Origin of the sequence: Arenibacter hampyeongensis, assembly GCF_002909255.1 — a bacterium.
Taxonomy (GTDB): domain Bacteria; phylum Bacteroidota; class Bacteroidia; order Flavobacteriales; family Flavobacteriaceae; genus Arenibacter; species Arenibacter hampyeongensis.
Genome location: NZ_PIOB01000003.1, coordinates 77,739 through 96,549 on the forward strand (window position 1 = coordinate 77,739; position 18,811 = coordinate 96,549).

Genomic DNA, 18,811 nt, shown 5'->3' on the forward strand with positions numbered 1-18,811 from the left:
TTGATAGGGCTTTATGTTTTACCTTTGTACATTCAAATTTTATTCCAAACAAAGTGGAAAATAAAACTATTTATATTCTTGCCATTGAATCCTCTTGTGATGACACTTCTGCCGCGGTATTATGCAACAATAGGACGCTGAGCAATGTTGTGGCCACTCAAAAAATACATGAGGAATATGGCGGGGTTGTTCCCGAACTTGCCTCAAGGGCTCACCAACAAAATATAGTTCCTGTAGTGCACCAAGCGTTAGCCAAAGCAAATATCGATAAAAATCAGTTATCAGCCATAGCTTTTACACGTGGACCAGGACTTATGGGTTCTTTATTGGTAGGAACCTCCTTTGCAAAATCCCTTTCCTTGGGATTGGACATTCCCTTAATAGAGGTAAACCATATGCAAGCCCATATTTTATCGCACTTTATTGAAGAAGAAAATTATAAAATACCTTCCTTCCCCTTTTTGGCAATGACCATTAGCGGAGGACATACGCAAATTGTATTGGTGAAGGATCATTTTGTTATGGAAATTTTGGGAGAATCATTGGATGACGCGGTAGGGGAAGCTTATGACAAAAGTGCAAAACTATTGGGTCTGCCCTATCCCGGGGGACCATTGGTGGACCAATATGCACAATTGGGCAATCCTAAGGCATTCCCCTTTCCCAAACCCAAAGTGGACGGACTCAACTTTAGTTTTAGTGGCTTAAAGACCAGTATACTCTACTTTATTCAACGCGAAACAAAAAATAATCCCAACTTTATTTCCGAAAATCTGAACGATATCTGTGCCTCCATCCAATTTACCATCATCAATATCTTAATGGATAAATTAAAAAAAGCGGTAAAACAAACTGGTATTAAACAAATAGCCATTGGAGGTGGTGTCTCGGCAAATTCGGGTATAAGACAGGCCTTGCAAAATGCTGAGGATAAATGGGGATGGACAACTTTTATTCCCAAATTTGAATACTGTACGGATAATGCTGCCATGATCGGTATCGTAGGATATTTAAAATACAAAGAATTAAACTTTGTAGATCAAAGCATTACCGTTAAGGCTAGATATGCGATTGAATGAAAAGGCTCCCGACTGATAGTTCATTTTGGGAAATGGTTCTTGTTTCAGAAAACAGATATTATGACTTTGAACCAATTCATTTACATGGATTTTGTATCTTGATATTTTTAAATGTTATGGCATTCAATGAACAATTGGCAAAACGGCTTAGGGCTAGTTTTGAACTTCAACCCCAATCTATCCGATCCAACATTTCCGAAAAGAAAATGTTTGGTGGACTTGCCTTTTTGTATGGCGGAAAAATGACCGTCGGAATAGTAAAGGACGACCTTATGGTAAGGATTGTTACCCAAAAAATGGAAAAAACGCTAAAATCCAAACATGTGAGACCCATGGATTTCACAAAACGCCCCATGAAAGAATTCATTTATGTTTCGCAAGAAGGAATTGCCACTGAGGAACAGCTATTAAATTATATTGAATTGGGACTTGAACACGCAAAACAAAAACTGAATAGTTTGTAATCATTACTATTAACTATTCAATTGTTCTACCGTCCCGAATTAGGAAGCAACACCGACCAAAATAATTTTCAGAACCAAAAGGCTTAAGAAAATAGTTTTTTTAATGTTTTTAAATTAATATGAGGTACAATAAATTTTTCATTGGCCTTTTACTCATGGTTTTGGTAAATCAGAATTCTGTATTTTCTCAAAAGTCTTGGGTGAAAAAATTACCTGGTATCGGGACTTTTTCCTCTCCGAGAATAGCAGACCTAAATCAAGATGGTACTGGCGATATTATCATAGGGGCCGGAAAAGAGGAATTAAAGCGCTCCGATTCTGCCGTCATTGCCGTAAGCGGAATAGACGGAAAGCTACTTTGGAAAGTGTCGGCAAAGGATCAAATATTTGGTTCGGCCACTCTCAAAGACATTAACAACGACAAAATATATGATGTTTTTATTGGAGGCCGATCAGCTCAATTATTGGCTATTAACGGGAAAACAGGCAAAATAATTTGGCGATTTGAACCTCCAAAGAATCAAAAAAAAGAATGGTTCAACTTTTACAATCCACAATTTATTCCGGATCAGAATAATGACGGACAGGAAGATCTACTGGTCTCCAATGGTGGAAATGTACTGAAAGGACCATATGACCCTGATAGACCTGTGGGCTATTTGGTAATCTTAAACAGTAAAAATGGTGCGTTAATTCAGAAAGCGCCAATGCCGGATGGAAAAGAGACCTATATGTCCGTAACCGTATTGCCTAATGTATCCGAAAATTTTAGGAATGTAATCTATGGGACCGGTGGAGAAACCATGGCTGGCAACCTTTATGCAACATCCATCAAAGATATAATGACAGGGGATATATCCAACTCCATTACCCTGGCCTCTGGAAACTCCTCAGGGTTCATAGGGCCCGCTGCCTGGGTGGATATAAACAATGATGGAGTGCATGACATTGTGGCCAATACTTTTGATGGCAGAATGATAGCATTGGATGGTATAACCTATAAACCCATTTGGAACATGGTTATGCCAGATACGCAGGCCTACGGTTCCATTGCGATAGGGAATTTCACAGACGATTCCATCCCGGATTTTTTTACTTCCTACGCTCAAGGTCAGTGGCCTAATTTGGAATGGTCCAAACAAATAATGGTCAACGGAAAAAATGGCAAAGTAGAATTAATGGATTCGTTGGGGTATTATCAAATGAGCACGCCCATAGCGGTTGATTTAAACAATGACGGAAAGGAAGAGGCCATTCTACCAATGAACTACCAAGTGATTGACAGTCTGCAAATGAAATACTTTTACAATGATCTGGCCGTTATCGATTTCTCCAAAAAAGAAACCACCAAATTAAATTTAAATTACGAAGGCAATAATCTATCTTCCACGCCATGGGTTGGAGATTTGGACAATAACGGATTTTTGGATATCATTTATATTCATGGTACAAATCTCAAACAAACCTATACCTTTGACGGATTAAAAATAAACAGGATAGACACAGACATCCCAATAAGTCAAAAAATAAAATGGGGAAGTTATATGGGCAGTAATTACAATGGGGTGTATGACCATTAAAACCATGTCTTCCTAAAATTGAAATTTCCTAAAATTATGCAACTGTTCTACCATCCTGAATTAGAAAACAGCGCGGACCAATTTATTTTTCCAACCGATGAAAGCAGGCACATATCCAAGGTTTTACGCAAAAAATCAGGGGATATCCTACAAATTACCAACGGCAGGGGCATTTTTTTTGAAGCCGAAATTCTGATTCCAGACCATAAAAAATGTACCGCTAAAATAATTTCCAAAACCCAAATAGCTCCAAAACCATATCAACTTCATATGGTTGTGGCACCTACAAAATTGAACGATCGCTTCGAATGGTTTTTGGAAAAAGCCACAGAGATCGGTGTTCATGAAATAACACCAATTATTTGCGACCATTCCGAAAGAAAAATAATTAAAATGGACCGGATGGAAAAAGTAATCCAATCGGCCATGAAACAATCCTTACAGGCCTACCTTCCACAATTAAATCCGGCCATGCCCATTAAGGAGTTCCTCGTACAACCAAAAAATGGTGAGCTCTTCATAGCGCATTGCGAGGAAGATAAAAAAAAGGAATTATCCCATTTGGCAACCCCCCAAAAAAAATATACCATCTTAATTGGGCCAGAAGGCGACTTCTCTCCTGAAGAGATAAAATTGGCCCTTGGAAACGGATTTCAGGCTGTTGCTTTGGGAAACACAAGATTGCGCACAGAAACTGCTGCCATTGTAGCCTGTACATCCATGGCCTTAATTAACTTGTAAACTGTTTCATTAGAGTACATTTAAAAAGAATACTAATTAAATCCAATGGGCTCAAACAAAACTACTTGGCAGCACACCCTAGTAGGATATACCTATCGCAATAGTTTTTTAACTCGTTAATATTCTTAAATTTGAATACCTTAATTTTCCACGTTTACATGAAGCAGTTGATTGCGATCCTTATTATTTTCAATTTTTATATGGCTACATCTTTACACGCCCAGGAAATTGCTATTTTAAAATATGGTGGTGGTGGGGATTGGTACGCCAATCCCACTGCACTTCCCAATCTCATAAAATTCTGTAACCAACAATTAAGGACTACAATAGATTCCAAACCGCAAACGGTGGAAGTAGGCAGCCCAAATATATTTCAGTATCCCTTTTTACATATGACGGGTCATGGAAACATATTTTTCTCCCAGGAAGAGGCAGATAACCTTAGAACCTATTTAATGGCAGGTGGATTTTTACATATAGATGACAACTTTGGAATGGAACCTTACTTACGCAAAGAACTGACCAAAGTATTTCCAGATAAGGAACTTACCGAATTAGGGGCAGATCACCCTATATTTCAGCAACAATTCCAATTCCCAAAAGGATTGCCCAAGATACACGAGCATGATGGTCAACGGCCCCAAGCCTTTGGAATCTTCGATCAAAACCGCCTAATCCTACTTTTTACATTTGAAAGCGATCTTGGGGACGGATGGGAAGATCCCGAAGTGCATAACGACCCTCAGGAGGTACGCATAAAGGCTCTACAAATGGGGGCCAATATAATCTCATACGCTTTTAAAAGTTAAGTTATGACATCAAAGACTATTGCCGAAGGTATCTTAAGGGCTCTTGGAATTGTTGTGGCAATTGTAATCCTTTTGATTTTCCTGCATAAAATAAGCGCTGTTTTAATATACATTGCCATAGCGGCGGTGGCCAGCTTAATTGGACGGCCCATTGTTTTATTTTTTCGTCAGAAGTTAAAATTCAATAATACCATAGCCGTTATTATAACCATGATATTCCTTGTTGGAATTGTTGCTGGGGTGATAGCCTTGTTTGTCCCATTGTTAATTCAACAGGGCCAAAACTTATCCCTGCTCAACATTGAAGCCCTACAGGGAAATTTAGAGGATTTATACGGACAGCTCTTGGAATATTTTGGTGTTAAATCAGAAGATTTGGAGCAGGGCATTAAGGATTCTCATTTGTTTTCAAACTTTAACTTTGGGATTCTCCCTGATTTCCTAAATTCAGTAATCGGTATATTGGGCAGTTTTAGTGTAGGTCTATTTTCTGTATTATTTATAGCCTTCTTCTTTTTAAAGGACAGCAAGCTTTTTGAGGAATCCATCCTCACCCTAATCCCTAAGAACAATGAAAATAGATTTCAACATTCCATGGAAACCATTAAAAATCTACTTTCCAGATATTTTGTCGGTCTCGTGTTTCAAATCCTGATCTTGTTTGTCATTTATTCCATTGTCCTTTTCATCTTTGGGATAGAAAACGCCATAGTAATCGCCTTCCTTTGCGCCCTTCTAAACCTTATTCCTTATATAGGCCCTATAATAGGGGGAATATTGATGGCAGTTTTAACCATGACCAGCAACGTAGGGGCAGATTTTAGTACGGTGATTTTACCCAAAACCGGCTATGTTATGATAGGATTTATTATTGGCCAATTGGTAGACAACTTTTTTTCCCAACCCTTTATTTTCTCCAGCAGTGTAAAGTCGCACCCATTGGAAATTTTTCTGATCATCATTATTGGTGGATTACTTCTTGGAGTTACGGGTATGATTATTGCCGTACCAGGATATACGGCCATAAAGGTAATTTTAAAGGAATTTTTCTCCGACAATAAGATCGTAAAATCCATTACAAAAAATTTATAATTCCACCTTGAATAATAATATTTTAACATCTGAAATTCAAGATTTTATAAGTGAAAATTTAAGGACGGACCTTATATCCATTTTATTGAAACCGTTAAATTTCAAAGGTGTAACCAACAAGGAAATTGCTGAACAAATTGAAGCAAAGGTTAAATGCCAGTCTAAACTTCCCACTTGGTTTGGCACACCAAACATTTATTACCCCAACAAACTAAATATAGAACAGACCTCTTCCGAAATCACAGCCCAATATAAAGCAGGTCTGTTAAGAGGTAAGTCGGTTTTGGATATGACAGGCGGCTTTGGGGTGGACAGTTATTTTTTTAGTCTTTGTATGGAGCGGGTTCATCATTGTGAAATGAACAGGGACCTTTCCAAAATAGCCGATTATAATTTTAAGATTTTGGGTAGGACCAACATCCATACCCATTCAATGGACGGCATAGATTTATTAAAAAATTCCGAAGTTACTTTCGATTGGGTATTTATAGATCCCTCTCGCCGGCACGACTTAAAGGGAAAGGTTTTTTTATTGTCCGATTGCCTTCCAAATGTCCCCCGTAATCTAGACACCATTCTTTGTAGGGCAAAGAATATAATGATAAAAACCTCCCCTCTACTGGATATATCGGCAGGTCTTAAGGAGTTGGGCTTTGTTAAGGAGATTCACATTGTTGCAGTTAAAAATGAAGTGAAGGAAATCCTGTGGGTTTTGGAACATGCTTACGAAAATGAAGTACTAATAAAAACGGTAAACCTATCCGGAATAGAAATAGAACGGTTTGACATTGGGCTTGAGGAAGAAAAATTGGCGCTTTCCAACTTCTCCGATCCACAGGAATATTTATACGAGCCCAATTCAGCCATCCTAAAGTCAGGCGCTTTTAAAACCCTTGGGAATAAATTTAATTTGTTCAAACTACACGACCATTCACACTTATACACCAATAGCTATCTCTTGGAATTTCCGGGGCGAACCTTTAAAATTTCAAAAACCATTCCCTTCAACAAAAAAGAAATCCAAAAACTTAACCTGAACAAAGCCAATATTACAGTGCGTAATTTTCCTATGAGCGTCGCCGAAATAAGAAAAAAATACAAGATCAAGGACGGAGGGGAGGTATATCTATTTTTTACCACCAATCCCGAAGGTGAAAAAATTGTAGTTCATTGTCATAAATTATAAGGGCCGTACGCAGCATTTTATAGCTACAATTAAGTAGCCTAATATGTGAGACTTCTCGTCGTTCATTCCTCGCTCTGTCGAAGTGACTATTATGGTCTGGATTTCACTTGGAGTCACTTAAAAGATCCAGGAATCCCTTAAACAATTTCAATCGCAATCCCATTTAAAATTAGCCACTTTATCATTGGATGCGGTTCCAAGATTGTAATGCCACCATTCCGTTCGAATGGCCCAAAAACCATATTTTTCCATGGTTTCCTTCAACAACAACCTATTGTCTAGAATTAATTTTGGCAGGTCCAAGTTATCATGATAAGCCCTTTTTCCAAAAAAATCAAAATCGGTACCCATATCCAGTTCCTTACCTTCCAAGCTAACCAATGTAATATCCACTGCACCACCCTTATTATGGATCGACCCCTTTACTGGGTTTGCCACATATTGTGGATTAGGAACTATGGCCCACATTTTATATTGTACATCATTGGGACGATAGCAGTCGAAAAATTTTATTTTATACCCCTTGCCCATTAATTCCGTGTTGACCAAAAGAAGTGCCCGCGCCGTTTTTACTCTGGTATAGCACTCTGCACAATCGTATACCTTGGCCTTTAAAAAATTATTTTCGGTGGCATATCGCAGGTCATATACAAAATCATCACTGTAATCGGCTAGCCTAACAAATAGGGTATCCGCCAGGCCCTCAAGGGATTTCAATTTGGGGCCTGGCACTTCTTCCCTCTCCCCATTTTGTATTATCAATGAGTCGTCTCCCTTCAATTCGGTTTCAATCTCATTCTTTATATTCTTGTTTACAGCTACCTCCTTACACCCAAAAAGAAGAGCCATTGCCAAAATGGCCATTCCTTTAAAAACTGTCCAATTCCCATTCATATATTCCTGTGCCAATAATTATTCCTTTAATCTCCGGGAACGTAGCGTTCCCAACAACAAATAAACAAAAAAGCCCCGAAATAGGGGCTTTTAATATATCCAATAGGGTATCGTAAATAAATACCGATCCTTACTTAAAACCAATTTTATTGGACCTAGGTTAAAAGGTTGCCCTTATCGTCCCAAGTAGCGATCTCGTTTCTGGTACTTTGATCGATACATTTTGCGACCCATTCGGGATCGTAGGACACCCCATGCTGTTCCAACACATCGTCCGGAACACCATCCCATACATTGGGCGTATTTCCTTTATAGCCCAGTTCGGCAACTCCTACTTTGGAGGAATAATAACCACAAACCGTTAATCCGCGCATCAAATAGAAAAATTGTATTTCGAGCGGTTGCCCGTCCAACGATTTTTCAGGATCATGATAACATATGGTATCCAATATCTGCTTTTGTTGTTCCAAATCAATCAATTTAAATTCGGTTCCGAAATCGTTATTGCTCTTATGGTCCAACCACATTAGCCCCCCTTTAAGCGTAAGCTGCAGCTCAGGGATATCCTTACCCATAAATTCTATAAATTCCGGAACCTCTGCTTCAATGGGTCCTCCGTTAGGTTCCCTAGGGGGAAGTATTACGGTACTCAATACCGCTATGGTCTCCATTTCATGTTCCGTAAATAGCTGTTCTGCATTTAATTTTTCAATAAGCTCCAACTCCTCTGGAGTACGACCAAAATAATGGGTGTTTTCAGCTGCGGCAACAGCTTCGTTTGCCGTATCCGTTCCATCGGTCTTACAGCCATGAAAGGCCATGGCGGATGCTCCCGCACCAAGAATTATTGTTTGTATACTCTTTCTTCTATCCATGGTCTAGATATTTTGCTGTTTTAATTGTTCAATAATATAATCACTGGCACGCCAGGATAAAGCCAAAATGGTCCAAGTACAGTTCTTGTCCGCTTGGGAAGTAAAGGGCCCTGCGTCTACAATAAAGACATTGTCCACATCGTGTAATTGATTGAATTTATTCGTGACCGATGTTTTGGGATCATTGCCCATTCTTGTAGTACCAACTTCATGTATAATACGACCTGGAGCCTCCAGTCCATAATCGCGATCTTTGCCGGGCTTTTCCCCTAAAGGCTCTGCCCCTATATTGTGGAAGATCTCCTCAAAAGTATCCTGCATATGCTTGGCCTGATTTTTCTCCAAATCGGACCATTTGTAATTAAACTTTAATACGGGAATGCCAAATTGATCCACTGTAGTAGGGTCTATTTCACAATAGTTCTCCTTACGGGCAATACCTTCGCCCCTTCCGGCAATACCCAGTACGGACCCGTAATATTTTTTTACATCATCGCGCAAGCTATCCCCATAACCTCCTACTTTTATCCCAAAGAACTTATTAAATTCATTGGGGTTAAAACTAAAACCATAGCCAGGCATCTTCATGCCACCGCCGACTTCTATATGATATCCCCTAGGAAAATCCAATTTGGAATTATCTCCCCACCAAGGAGAGTATACATGGTTACTGCCCACCCCATCTTCATTATAAGATACTTTTCTGTTCATCAATGACGGAACGAAGGCAGCTCTACTGGCCCCGGTAGAATCGTGCAGGTACTTCCCAACAACGTCACTACTATTTCCCAATCCGTTAGGGTGCTGTTTACTTTTGGAATTCAAGAGAATACGGGCGGAACTACAGGCGGAGGCTGCCAAAACCACAACCTTGCCTTTTAATTTGTATTCTTTTCTATCGTCCTTACTGATGTAAGACACGCCTGTTGCCTTGCCTTCTTCATTGGTAGTCACTTCCCGCACTACACAATTGACAAATAATTTAATTCGGCCACCGCTTTTTTGCGCTGGAAATATAAGACAACTTCCCGATGAGAAATCGGCATATACAGAACAGGAGCGTGAACATTGTCCACAGTAGAAACAGACGCCACGATCCGCATTAATTCTTTTGGTTAACATGGAAAGTCTACCTGGAATAGTAGGTATTCCTGCCTTTTTGGCTCCATTTATATAGAAAACCTCATGTAATCTTGGTTTTGGGGGAGGAAGGAAAAATCCGTCTGGATCATTTTCCAGTCCTTCATTCGTTCCAAATACCCCGATTAATTTATCTACCTTATCATAATACGGTTTTACATCATCATAACCTATAGGCCAATCCTCACCATGACCGTCCCTGGTCTTCCCCTTAAAATCCTTTGGTCCAAAACGCAGGGAAATTCTCCCCCAGTGGTTTGTACGCCCCCCTAACATGTGTGACCTAAACCAATCAAATTCAGTACCTGGTTCACGGGTATACGGCTCTCCTTCTATCTCCCAACCGCCATAGGCGGCATCAAATTCGCCAAATGCCCTAGTTGTTCCAGCCCCCCTTCTAGGAGATTCATAATTCCATTTTAATTGGTTCATAGTTTTGGGATCTGCCGGATCAAAAAACGGTCCAGCCTCAACAACCGCCACATTGAGACCGGCATCGGCCAACTGCTTCGTGGCCATACCGCCACCTGCACCCGAGCCGACAATTATTACATCATAAATTTCTGAGGATTCTTTTATCTGCATATTGGAATAAATTAATATTGAACTTCAATATAAGTTTAAAATGTAGTCAAATTAGATTTTTTTAACCAAACAACCTCAAAATTCATGTAATTTGGTATAAAACCATTGATATTTGATAAAATATTATTAGAAGAGACAATTCTTTGAAAGCAACCCTGAAGATTAAGGTTCCAATTCCTTTACTAATAACCCTATGGAATAAAAAAATATTTTTACCCATCCTCATAGCATTAAGCTACCATAATCTTCAGTTTAGTCTCCAAAGATTTCATGCCTCCTACTTCCATTCAGCCCATCTACTTCCCTTAAACAAATAAAAAAGCCCCTAAATAGAGGCCTTTGAGTTAATATCAATAATATTTTGAATGGATGGGAGATTATTTTAATCCCTTTAAATACTCTAAACTCTTGGGTACTTGTTCCACAACCCTGGAACATTCGTCCTCAATGAACATATACTTGATGCCCAACTTCTTGGCCTCTGCAACAACTCCCGCTATATCTACTTCCCCAGTTCCCAAAACCACATTTGTTTCCACATCGGCATGGCCGGTATTGTCTTTTTTGGTCCCTTTTTGCATGTCCTTCAAATGCATTAAAATAAATTTGGAAGGATATTTTTTAAGCAGTTTAAGCGGGTCGACACCTGCGTGATGCACCCAATAAACATCCATTTCAAAATCGAAATATTTGGCATTCTCTGCCATATAATCAAAAAGGGTTCCGGCCTTATAGGGCCTGAATTCAAAACCATGGGCATGATAGGCCAATTTTAATCCATTTTTTCTAAGAAGCTCTCCTGCCGTGTTAAATACCTCAACAGCCTTTTGGGCATCCGATATACCAAAATTATTACCATCGTGTGGTATCCATGCGCACATCACATAGGTGGCGCCGTAACTTTTGGCCTTTTTTACAACCTCCTCCGGTGCATTGGCCAAATCGTTAAATCCGGCACCAATACTGACCACATTTAAGTTGTTTTTGGCAAGTAACCCTTTAAACTCCTCCTCGGGCATCCCATAGCTATCTCCTCCTTCCAGAACGGAGATACCCCAGTCATTTATCAATTTTAAGGTGCTTGGAATATCTTCCTTAAACTGATTTCTAAGGCTGTACAATTGTAATCCCACCTCTTGGGCCGTTACAGTTGGAGTACCGAAAAAAACCATGGCCAATAAAAATAGCGATAGGAGCTTTAATTTATTCATCTTTTGTTTAATTACTTAAATTCCCTGTACAACTTAAGACCTTCTAGGTCAATAAATTACCTTCGTCATCCCATTCAGCCATTACGTTGCGCTTACTTTGGTCCACACATTTGGCAATCCACTCCGGATCATAGGATTTTCCATGCTTTGCCAGCACATCTTCCGGTACTCCGTCCCAAACGTTGGGGGAATTACCTTTATACCCCAAATCCTCAATACCCTCCTTGGAAGTATAATATCCCGTTACGGTTAAATTGCGGATCAGTGAAAAGAATTGTTGTTCATATGTTGGATTTTCCTTGTCAGGAAAAGCAATGGCATCCATAATCTCCTTTTGTTGGGCTTCAGTAGCAGTTTTAAATTCCACTCCATATTCCTTATTGCTTTTATGGTCCAACCACATAAGTCCCCCTGCAAGAGGAGTTTGGTATTCAGGAATATCCTTTGCCATGAACTCTATAAAATCTGGTACCCCAGCATCTGTTGCATTACCATATGAGCCATTGGCCGGTATTATTAAAGCGCACAATACTCCCAAAGACTCCATTTGATGTTCATTAAAAAACTGTTCCGCATACAGCTTTTTCAACAATTCCTTTTCTTCCGGGGTACGCCCAAAATGTTTTTCATCCTGTACCAGAGCATCGGCAGCTCCAGCCTCACCTTCGGTTCCTGGTTTACATCCATTTATTGCCAATCCGCCTGCTACACCTCCAAGAATAATGGACTTTATACTTTTTCTTCTATCCATAATACTAGATATTTTGTTTTTTCAATTGCTCAACTATATAATCTGATGTTCTCCAAGCCAAGGCCAAGATGGTCCAAGTAGGGTTCTTATCCGCTTGCGAGACAAAGGGACCTGCATCAACAATAAAAACGTTATCCACATCGTGCATTTGTTCCCATTTATTGACTACGGAAGTTCTAGGATTATCCCCCATCCTTGTGGTACCTACCTCATGAATAATTTCTCCAGGGTTTAGCAAACCATAATCCCTATCTTTTCCGGCCGGTTTGCCTATGACCTGTCCCCCCATATTGTCAATTATTTCCTCAAAGGTTCCTTGCATATGCCTGGCTTGTAGACGTTCGTGATCGGACCACTGATAATTAAAGCGCAATACTGGAATACCAAATTCATCAACCTTTCCTGGGTCAATTTCACAATAGTTACTTTCCAAAGCTATGGATTCCCCACGACCGGCAAAACCGATCATTGCTCCGTAATATTTCTTTACATCCTCCCTAAGGACATTGCCATAGCCTCCAACTTTTTCACCTAAGAACTCATTCAGCGCATTTGGGTTAAATCCGAAGCCGTAGCTCGGCATCCCCAAACCGCCCCATATTTCTATATGATAACCTCTGGCAAAATCCAGTTTTTTATTGTCCAACCACCAAGGTGTGTACACGTGCATACCGCCTACACCATCTTCGTTGTATGTCTTTCTGTTCATCAATTCAGGGACAAATCCGGTCATTCCCCCTCCCGTGGAGTCGTGCAGATACTTTCCTACAACTCCGCTACTGTTGCCCAGTCCGGCAGGATGTTGCTTACTTTTGGAATTCAATAGGATTCTTGCGGTACTACAGGCCGATGCAGCCAGGACAACAATTTTCCCCTTTAAGCCATATTCTTTGCGATCCTCCTTGTTGACATAAAGTACCCCGGTGGCCTTACCTTCCTCATTGGTAGTTACCTCCCGTACCATGGCGTTCACAAAAAGGTCTATTTGGCCTCCATTCTTTTGCGCGGGGAAGATTAAACAACTTCCTGATGAAAAATCGGCATATATTTGACAAGACCTGCTACATTGTCCGCAATAAAAACAGACTCCGCGATCGTTGTTTATCTTTTTTGTCACCATGGACATCCTTGAGGGGATGACGGGAATATTGGATTTCCTGGCTCCATCTATATAGTACAGTTCATGCAATCTAGGTTTAGGGGCAGGAAGGAAAAACCCGTCCGGCTCGTTTTCCAAACCTTCTTTTGACCCAAAAACACCAATTAACTTGTCTACCTTATCATAGTAAGGTTTTACATCTTCATAACCTATAGGCCAGTTTTCCCCAAGACCATCAATATCCTTGTGCTTAAAATCGCGTTGACTGAAACGCAGGGAGATACGTCCCCAGTGATTGGTTCTACCCCCCAACATACGTGACCTAAACCATGAAAATTTTGATCCATTTTTTTGAGTATAAGGTTCCCCGTCAATTTCCCAACCGCCATATGCAGCATCATATTCCCCAAATGCCCTTGTGGTACTGGCACCTCTCCGAGGAGATTCATATGGCCATTTCAATTGTGTTATCTGTTCAGGATTTTTGGGATCAAAAAACGGACCCGCTTCTACAACGGCCACTTTTAGCCCCGCCTCGGACAACACTTTTGTGGCCATACCACCACCGGCACCGGACCCAACTATGATGACATCATAAATAGTTGATGATTCTTTTATCTGCATACTCTTAAGAATTAATTTTGAAGCTCAATATAAGTTTAAACGATATTAAATTAAAATTTTTTATCCGAACAACCTTAAAATTCATGTAATTTGACACAAAACCATTGAAAATCGTCAAATACTTCTGAACAAGTCCATGAGGCATCGAATGGAAACCAATGATAACATTTAGGCGCACGCCCGTTCCTTTCGGGCGGGCCCGCCTAAATGGAATGGGACAGGCAAGCGTTGGAGCATTCAAATCCCACTTAGTGAATAAAAATATTTAAAGTAGGGCAAGTTTAGCAATTACCCCGGTATCTGTTGACCCAGAGACATTAAAAATGCTCCAAGGGGTTACAAAAATTAAATTGCCTTGCCATTAATTAAAAAAACTGCTGCCTAGAAATTTTTCAATTGTTCCAGAGCTTCCTGTGTAGTGGCCACCGGTAATTTACAGGTGTGGTCCTGGCAAACATAAATAAAGGTTCCATCATCGGCATAGCGCCCTTTGAACAAAGGCAACTCACTACTTTTATTGCTTCCTACAATTAAGGTATTTGGTAAATTTTGCTGCTGTAATTCGGCCAATAACTGCTTGGCATCATCGCCCACAACGGCAATTTCATAAAAGGGCAATGCCGATTTGAGCAATAAGGAATTCCATTTGGAATAGTTGTAGGCATTTTCCTCTAACACTGGAATCATGGACGAAAGCATTGACCGGGCCTTAAGTGTAGCTTCTTTATTGTAATCTATATGCCCTAAAAGGAGTAAATTCTCTGCCATAACGGCATTGGGTGAGGGCAAAACCCCATCATCGGTCTTAATTATTTTGGCAATTAGTTCGTCACTGGAGTTAAAACTGTACATGCCCGAATTTTCATCTGCAAATTTATTATTGGCAATTTTATTCATGTTTTTGGCAAAATCCAAATAATTGGAAGCCATTGTTGAACCGTACAATTTTAAACTGGCATTGGCCAAAAAGGAATAATCCTCCAAAAAACCATCACTCTTTTTACTTCCCTTTTTGAAGGTATGTAGCAACTGATCTTTGTCCAAACTATTTTTCTCAATAAAACGGAACACTTCTTCCGCCTTGTTCAAATAAGCCGTCTTGCCAAAAGTATTATAGGCATCTACAAAGCCAGTAATTAATAGGGCATTCCATGAAGTAATGATTTTATCATCCGTATTGGGCCTAATTCTTTTATTTCTTTCGGTTAATAATTTTTCTTGCCATCGGCCTAGATAGGCTTCCCAATCTTCATTGGAAATATTATTTTCTTTAATAAATTCCGCGTCGCCAGTGGTCCTAGAAAGAACATAGGCATCGTTTTCCCATATATTGGAACGCTTTATATTGAAGTATTTGGAGAACAATTCAAAATCCGAACCTAGTATAGATTTTAGCTCTTCTTCTTTCCAAACATAAAATTTACCCTCCTCACCTTCACTATCCGCATCGATAGCTGCATAATAACCACCATCAGGGTTTTTCATCTCCCTATCCAAAAAAGAAATGGTTTCCTCCACCACCTTTTTATAAAGTGGCTCATTAAACACCTTGTAAGCCTTGGAATAAAGGCTTATTAACTGTGCATTGTCATATAACATTTTCTCAAAATGTGGCACCTTCCATTGGGAATCTGTGCTGTACCTGTAAAATCCACCCGCAATATGATCGTAGACCCCACCCCAGGTTATCCTATCCAATGTGGTTCTAACAAAGCTTCTGGCGGACTCATCATCTGTTAAAACTGCATAATCCAACAAAAAATCCAAATTAACTGGAATCATAAATTTTTGTGATCCATTATTTCCGCCCCATTTCAAATCCCAGTTATCCTTCCATTTTTCAACACTTTTATTTAAAACCTCGGGAGTCAAAACTCCAAGATCTGAACCAGGCACTATTATATTTACTTCCTGTATCCCCTGAGCAACCATATCAGCATACTCGTTGGCTTTTTTAGGGTCATCCTTATATAGCTTGCTAACCTCGGACAAAACCTTGCTCCATTGTTCTTTGGTATGGTAGGTACCCCCATAAATGGGCTTTCCGTTAGGCAACGTAATTACATTCAGAGGCCATCCACCATTGCCATTGATAAGCTGTAAGGCGGTCATATACACATGATCAACATCCGGTCTTTCTTCCCTATCTACTTTTATACTGATAAAATTTTCGTTCATTAACTTGGCCACTTCCTCATCCTCAAAAGTTTCCTCTTCCATAACGTGACACCAATGACAGGAAGAATAACCCACACTTACCAAGACCAACTTATCTTCCTTTTTGGCATCTTCAAGAGCTTCTGGACTCCATGGTCTCCAATTGACAGGGTTATGGGCGTGTTGTAATAAATAGGGACTCGTTTCATGAACAAGGTCATTGGTGTATTTGTGGTCGTTTTTCTGACCCTTTATATCGGCACATGAAAATAAGATCATTGTCATCAAGAAAAATAGATTAACAAAAGAAAACCTAAGGCAGTAACTTCGCATCATAAAGACTAAATATTGTTCAGTTTTGAAAAATACAACAATTGATTTCAATTATGGTAGAATCAGATAAAGTTCTACCTCTATTTGATTGTTAATTTTTGGATAAATCCTCCTTTTTTTGCCTTACAAACCATTCATAAAGCTCATCATTTTCATAGGCCTTGTCCCAAGCGTTGTGTCCAACACCCTTATAAATTGTAAAATCCACATTATAACCCATTTCCTTTAATTTGGCTACCATTTCTACAGATTCCGAGATGGCAATCGACTTATCCTGATCCCCGTGAAAGACTCTAATTGGCATGTTTTTATTTATCCATGAGGCATAAGGTACCGGTGTCATTCCACAAACAACGGCCAAAGCGGCAAATTTATCCGGATATTGAACGGCCATTTCCCAGGCTGCCCCACCGCCCCTACTAAGTCCGGTAAGGTATATTCTATTTTCGTCCACTTTATTTTGGGCAATAATGGTATCCAAGAGTTTATTTACAGCTCTAGTGTTCCACCACATTTTTTCGTTGGGATTCTGGGGAGCTAGAATTAAAAAAGGAAATTTCTTGCCACGGGCAATGAGTTTTGGAGGACCATTTCGTTTAACGGATTTTAAATTCCCTCCCGATTCACCTCCACCATGTAAAAAAAGTAATATAGGAAACTTCTCGTCCGCATTTACCTCATAATTTTCAGGGTAATAAAGATAGTAGCGCAATGTTTCCGAAGTAGTAACCTCCATTTCGGAATGTACCAATTCTGGGGATGATTGGGAGGCGCAACCCTCAAAAATAAATAGGCAGCAAAAAATTAATACTATTTGTTTCATCTAGTTAAATTTATTCTTCATTCTAGGCCAAATGGAATTTACCTAAAAAAATATCCATGTCATCAACTTCTTAATACGACTCATTTCATGCTATTTTTATTGATATTCCAAAGGAATTATTGTAATTATCACACACCGTTCCAATTTGTACTGTAATCGGCAAATTGATGTTATTTTTTTCAAATTACCGTGTATATACGTTTATTTAACATTCTAGATCATTCCTTAAACAAAAAACAGGATAATAGTTATAAAAGTCAAAAAGTGTTTTCTATTAGAGTTTTCAGTTTTACTTTGGTACTTTTATCGAGGATAACAAACATTTTAGTATGAAGAAAGTCATCACTTTCGGAGAAATACTCCTAAGATTATCAACCGAAAGACACCTTCGTTTTTCGCAGGCAACCAATTTCAACGCTACCTATGGAGGTGGAGAGTTTAACGTAGCGGTATCTCTTGCCAATTATGGTTTTAACACCGAATTCGTTACGCGCTTGCCGAAAAACGATATTGGTGATTGTGCCCTACAAGAGATAAGGAAATACAACGTAGCCACTACGAACATACAGTTTGGCGGTGAGCGTTTGGGCATTTATTTTTTGGAAACTGGTGCAGGTACGCGCGGTAGCAAAGTAGTCTATGATAGGGCCAGCAGTGCCATTGCAGAGATAGAGACGAACACCATCGATTGGGAAGCTGTTTTTAAAGGCGCCGATTGGTTTCATTGGAGCGGGGTAACACCTGCCATTTCAAGCAATGCAGCGGCAGTTTGTTTGGAAGCCGTGAAGGCTGCCCATAAGATGGGAATCACCATTTCCTCCGATTTAAATTACCGTTCCAAATTATGGAAATACGGGAAAGAACCAAAAGATATTATGCCGGAACTGCTAAAGTACAGCAATGTTATTTTAGGTGATTTGGATACTGCATTTTTTATGACAGGTCAGGAAAAGCAAGACCCGGATTATCAAGATATGGACTCGTTGCCCGAACTATACGATCTCTTATACAAAAACTCTCCGAATCTAAGTTATGTGGCTACTACCCTACGCTATTCGGTAAATGCTTCGCACCAAAAAATAGGAGGTATCCTATATGATGGAAAAAAAATACATTACGCAAAAATCAGGGAAGTAACTCCCGTGGTAGACCGTGTAGGTAGTGGCGACGCCTTTATGGGAGGTTTGATTTATGGTCTATTGCAAAATTCAATAGACAATCAGCACACTATCGATTTTGCTGCAGCAGCTTGCTGTATAAAGCACACCATTACTGGAGATTTCAACTTAGCCAGTCTTGAAGAGGTAGAGCAATTGGCAGGAGGGGAATCTTCGGGAAAAGTAAGCAGATAAAAACAAGTAGATTCAT

Annotated in this window: 16 protein-coding genes; 8 read left to right on the forward strand and 8 right to left on the reverse strand. The window is 39.7% G+C overall.

What is annotated here, in order from left to right; all coding sequences use genetic code 11:
* Positions 1-53 precede the first annotated feature (53 nt).
* The 7 genes from tsaD (at position 54) to CWD91_RS08660 (ending at position 6,951) form a co-directional block, all read left to right on the forward strand.
* Positions 54-1,079, forward strand: coding sequence for a tRNA (adenosine(37)-N6)-threonylcarbamoyltransferase complex transferase subunit TsaD (tsaD, locus tag CWD91_RS08630; protein WP_103440593.1), 1,026 nt, complete (start codon positions 54-56; stop codon positions 1,077-1,079).
* Between the two features lie 116 nt (positions 1,080-1,195).
* Positions 1,196-1,543 carry a TfoX/Sxy family protein gene (locus CWD91_RS08635; protein WP_103440952.1) on the forward strand — a complete coding sequence of 116 codons (348 nt, stop codon included), beginning with the start codon at positions 1,196-1,198 and terminating at the stop codon, positions 1,541-1,543.
* 200 nt (positions 1,544-1,743) lie between these two features.
* Complete coding sequence (locus CWD91_RS08640; RefSeq protein ID WP_157943751.1) at positions 1,744-3,123, forward strand: outer membrane protein assembly factor BamB family protein; 1,380 nt, start codon at positions 1,744-1,746, stop codon at positions 3,121-3,123.
* A gap of 36 nt (positions 3,124-3,159) precedes the next feature.
* Positions 3,160-3,864 (forward strand): 16S rRNA (uracil(1498)-N(3))-methyltransferase, encoded by a 705-nt coding sequence (locus tag CWD91_RS08645; RefSeq protein WP_103440595.1) that lies wholly within the window; start codon positions 3,160-3,162, stop codon positions 3,862-3,864.
* Between the two features lie 158 nt (positions 3,865-4,022).
* On the forward strand, positions 4,023-4,673 hold the full coding sequence (locus tag CWD91_RS08650; RefSeq protein WP_103440596.1) for a DUF4159 domain-containing protein: 651 nt from the start codon (positions 4,023-4,025) through the stop codon (positions 4,671-4,673).
* A gap of 3 nt (positions 4,674-4,676) precedes the next feature.
* The gene (locus tag CWD91_RS08655) at positions 4,677-5,765 is read left to right on the forward strand and encodes an AI-2E family transporter (protein ID WP_103440597.1); all 1,089 of its coding nucleotides are present in this window, start codon (positions 4,677-4,679) and stop codon (positions 5,763-5,765) included.
* Positions 5,766-5,772: 7 nt separating this feature from the next.
* Entirely contained in the window at positions 5,773-6,951 is a 1,179-nt protein-coding gene (locus CWD91_RS08660) for a THUMP-like domain-containing protein (RefSeq protein ID WP_103440598.1), read from the forward strand.
* Between the two features lie 147 nt (positions 6,952-7,098).
* Here CWD91_RS08660 and CWD91_RS08665 read toward each other — a convergent pair whose 3' ends face one another.
* The 8 genes from CWD91_RS08665 to CWD91_RS08700 form a co-directional block, all read right to left on the reverse strand.
* Entirely contained in the window at positions 7,099-7,860 is a 762-nt protein-coding gene (locus tag CWD91_RS08665; RefSeq protein WP_239985708.1) for a M15 family metallopeptidase, read from the reverse strand.
* A gap of 140 nt (positions 7,861-8,000) precedes the next feature.
* Positions 8,001-8,720 carry a gluconate 2-dehydrogenase subunit 3 family protein gene (locus CWD91_RS08670; protein WP_103440599.1) on the reverse strand — a complete coding sequence of 240 codons (720 nt, stop codon included), beginning with the start codon at positions 8,718-8,720 and terminating at the stop codon, positions 8,001-8,003.
* Between the two features lie 3 nt (positions 8,721-8,723).
* Positions 8,724-10,445: a GMC family oxidoreductase gene (locus tag CWD91_RS08675; protein ID WP_103440600.1), complete on the reverse strand. Its 1,722-nt coding sequence runs from the start codon at positions 10,443-10,445 to the stop codon at positions 8,724-8,726.
* Positions 10,446-10,822: 377 nt separating this feature from the next.
* A complete protein-coding gene (locus CWD91_RS08680; protein WP_103440601.1) occupies positions 10,823-11,656 on the reverse strand; it encodes a sugar phosphate isomerase/epimerase family protein in 834 nt (277 codons plus the stop codon).
* 43 nt (positions 11,657-11,699) lie between these two features.
* A complete protein-coding gene (locus tag CWD91_RS08685) occupies positions 11,700-12,407 on the reverse strand; it encodes a gluconate 2-dehydrogenase subunit 3 family protein (protein ID WP_103440602.1) in 708 nt (235 codons plus the stop codon).
* A gap of 4 nt (positions 12,408-12,411) precedes the next feature.
* Complete coding sequence (locus CWD91_RS08690; protein ID WP_103440603.1) at positions 12,412-14,130, reverse strand: GMC family oxidoreductase; 1,719 nt, start codon at positions 14,128-14,130, stop codon at positions 12,412-12,414.
* Positions 14,131-14,511: 381 nt separating this feature from the next.
* A complete protein-coding gene (locus CWD91_RS08695; RefSeq protein WP_239985711.1) occupies positions 14,512-16,572 on the reverse strand; it encodes a thioredoxin domain-containing protein in 2,061 nt (686 codons plus the stop codon).
* A gap of 139 nt (positions 16,573-16,711) precedes the next feature.
* Positions 16,712-17,443, reverse strand: coding sequence for a carboxylesterase family protein (locus tag CWD91_RS08700; protein ID WP_103440605.1), 732 nt, complete (start codon positions 17,441-17,443; stop codon positions 16,712-16,714).
* A 329-nt stretch (positions 17,444-17,772) separates the two neighbouring features.
* On the opposite strand from CWD91_RS08700, the gene CWD91_RS08705 reads away from it, so the two are divergent.
* Positions 17,773-18,795 carry a sugar kinase gene (locus CWD91_RS08705; protein ID WP_103440606.1) on the forward strand — a complete coding sequence of 341 codons (1,023 nt, stop codon included), beginning with the start codon at positions 17,773-17,775 and terminating at the stop codon, positions 18,793-18,795.
* Positions 18,796-18,811: the final 16 nt, after the last annotated feature.

Bases quoted from the DNA above. Each gene is read 5' to 3' on its own strand.
- CWD91_RS08635 (WP_103440952.1), top strand. From the start codon at position 1,196: ATGGCATTCAATGAACAATTGGCAAAACGGCTTAGGGCTAGTTTTGAA.
- CWD91_RS08645 (WP_103440595.1), top strand. From the start codon at position 3,160: ATGCAACTGTTCTACCATCCTGAATTAGAAAACAGCGCGGACCAATTT.
- CWD91_RS08650 (WP_103440596.1), top strand. From the start codon at position 4,023: ATGAAGCAGTTGATTGCGATCCTTATTATTTTCAATTTTTATATGGCT.
- CWD91_RS08655 (WP_103440597.1), top strand. From the start codon at position 4,677: ATGACATCAAAGACTATTGCCGAAGGTATCTTAAGGGCTCTTGGAATT.
- CWD91_RS08670 (WP_103440599.1), bottom strand. From the start codon at position 8,720: ATGGATAGAAGAAAGAGTATACAAACAATAATTCTTGGTGCGGGAGCA.
- CWD91_RS08675 (WP_103440600.1), bottom strand. From the start codon at position 10,445: ATGCAGATAAAAGAATCCTCAGAAATTTATGATGTAATAATTGTCGGC.
- CWD91_RS08680 (WP_103440601.1), bottom strand. From the start codon at position 11,656: ATGAATAAATTAAAGCTCCTATCGCTATTTTTATTGGCCATGGTTTTT.
- CWD91_RS08685 (WP_103440602.1), bottom strand. From the start codon at position 12,407: ATGGATAGAAGAAAAAGTATAAAGTCCATTATTCTTGGAGGTGTAGCA.
- CWD91_RS08690 (WP_103440603.1), bottom strand. From the start codon at position 14,130: ATGCAGATAAAAGAATCATCAACTATTTATGATGTCATCATAGTTGGG.
- CWD91_RS08695 (WP_239985711.1), bottom strand. From the start codon at position 16,572: ATGACAATGATCTTATTTTCATGTGCCGATATAAAGGGTCAGAAAAAC.
- CWD91_RS08700 (WP_103440605.1), bottom strand. From the start codon at position 17,443: ATGAAACAAATAGTATTAATTTTTTGCTGCCTATTTATTTTTGAGGGT.
- CWD91_RS08705 (WP_103440606.1), top strand. From the start codon at position 17,773: ATGAAGAAAGTCATCACTTTCGGAGAAATACTCCTAAGATTATCAACC.